Origin of the sequence: Microcoleus sp. Pol12A5 (genome assembly GCF_036701435.1) — a bacterium.
GTDB lineage: Bacteria > Cyanobacteriota > Cyanobacteriia > Cyanobacteriales > Microcoleaceae > Microcoleus.
On sequence record NZ_JAUBQU010000076.1, the window covers coordinates 1 to 1,631 of the forward strand.

Below are 1,631 nucleotides of genomic sequence, written 5' to 3' on the forward strand. Positions count from 1 at the left end.
TCATACTTGAGCAAAGTACACGGAATCGAGCCATTAAAAACCGGAATTCGCCGCGATGTCCTGAGTCCAACCTTTTTACCTAACTCCTTATTTCCCGTCAAAATAAACGCATTCCAACCTTTAAAACGATGCTTGAAAATATCCCCCAACATCTTGTACAAATCTCCTAATTCGCTAGCATCTCCCAGCCTTTCTCCGTAGGGAGGATTGCAAATCAGAACGCCTCTGTCTGCAGGTGCTTCCAACTGAGATAACTCGGTTTGAGCAAACTGAATCTTACCGGAAATACCAGCTTGCTGCGCGTTGGTGCGAGCTTGAGTTAACATATCGGAATCGCGATCGCACCCTGCAACCACCTCTTTGAGTTCCGGCAATTCGCTATTTTCCGCTTCTGCCCACAATTTATCCCACAAAGGTTCGTCAAAATCCCGCCAAGTCATAAATCCAAACTTTTCTCGAAACAATCCCGGTGCAATATTCAAGGCCTTTAAAGTCGCTTCCAAAGGCAAAGTTCCCGAACCGCACATCGGGTCTAAAAATGGCAAATCTGGCGTCCATTCTGCCATCTCCAACAAAGCCGCAGCTAGGGTTTCTTTGAGGGGAGCAAGCCCCATCGCCGGTCGATATCCCCGGCGGTGCAAACTGCCGCCAGAACTGTCTAAACTTAAAATAGCTCTATCTTGATGAATGTGAAGGTTAATTAGCAAATCGGGATGCTCTACATCGACATTAGAACGCTTGTTAAATTGAAGGCGCTGTTGGTCGGCGATCGCATTTTTGACCTGCAAAGCTGTAAAGTGAGTGTGGTTCAACTTTTCGTTGCCGCCGGTGCAGTTTACTGCTAAAGTATTGTCGGGATATAAGTATTCGTCCCAAGGGATTTTCTGCACTTCGCGGTAGAGCATATCCGAGTTGTAACACCGGAATTCGGCGATCGGCATTAGCACTCTAAAAATTGTTCTCGACCACAGATTGACGCGGTACAATAAAGCGCGATCGCCCGCAAAGTAAACCCCAGTAAAATCTGGCTTGACATCCTGGGCCCCTAAACGTTCTAATTCTTGGGCGGCAATAGTTTCTAAACCGCGCGCAACTGTAGCAAAATATTGATTCATTGAGAATTGGTAATTGGTAATTGGGAATTGGTTTTTATCGATCGCCCTAAATTATATCAAATCCGGTACCATCGGAATTGTAAAATCAAGTCAACAGTCAATAATCACGAACGTTGCAACCGAACTCGATCTAATTAATCTGCGTTAATCTGTGTTTATCTGCCCTCATCTGCGGTTTAAAAAAGAGAATGTATTAACCGCAGATGACAAGGGATGAACGCGGATTTACGCAGATTCAGAGAAGAGAGAGAAGAATAATTCCGACTCCTCCGGGTGAGTTTCCGCGCACCTCACCGCTGCAACTCACAAACTGTCAGTAATACTCGTGAAATTAAAAGCTTTCACGCGCACTCCGGGCACGACACTACCGCCGTAACGCTTCACCGCACTAACTGCATCCACATCGCGCAACATATCAGGTAAAACTTGATTGAAACGCAGGTTTTTAATCGGGTAAGCAATCTTGCCATCCTCAATCCAAAAAGTACCGTCGCGAGTCATTCCCGTTACTTCCAA

Annotated in this window: 2 protein-coding genes; both read right to left on the reverse strand. The window is 45.8% G+C overall.

What is annotated here, in order from left to right; all coding sequences use genetic code 11:
• Positions 1-1,115: THUMP domain-containing protein (locus tag QUA45_RS19140; RefSeq protein WP_333221860.1), on the reverse strand; the 1,115-nt coding region annotated here is incomplete at its 3' end.
• A gap of 303 nt (positions 1,116-1,418) precedes the next feature.
• Positions 1,419-1,631 (reverse strand): metallopeptidase TldD-related protein (locus QUA45_RS19145; RefSeq protein ID WP_333221861.1); only part of this gene is annotated, 213 nt, incomplete at its 5' end.